Source organism: Streptomyces beijiangensis (genome assembly GCF_017315755.1).
GTDB classification, from domain to species: Bacteria; Actinomycetota; Actinomycetes; order Streptomycetales; family Streptomycetaceae; genus Streptomyces; species Streptomyces beijiangensis.
This window is the reverse complement of record NZ_JAFLRJ010001113.1, coordinates 1-206: the sequence shown is the minus strand read 5'-3', so window position 1 is coordinate 206 and position 206 is coordinate 1. Positions and strand designations below refer to the sequence as shown.

Sequence of the window (206 nt, the reverse complement as noted above, 5' to 3'; positions counted from 1 at the left end):
CCTACGCCCGCGCCGTCACCGTCCTCAGCGACGGGCTGCGCGCCGGACTGCACGACGACGGCGGCGGGTTCTTCTCCGGAACGCTCCCCCTGCGCAAAGTCCCCGCGTACTCCCTCCTGGTCACGTACGACGACGCCGAGAACCCCCTGGACGTCCAGGACCCGTACCGCTTCCTGCCCACCCTCGGCGACCTCGACCTGCACCTG

General features: G+C 71.4%; 1 protein-coding gene. It reads left to right on the top strand.

All coding sequences use genetic code 11. From position 1 onward, the window contains the following. The coding region (locus tag J0695_RS40785) for a hypothetical protein (RefSeq protein ID WP_206969841.1) at positions 1-206 on the top strand (206 nt) is incomplete at both ends.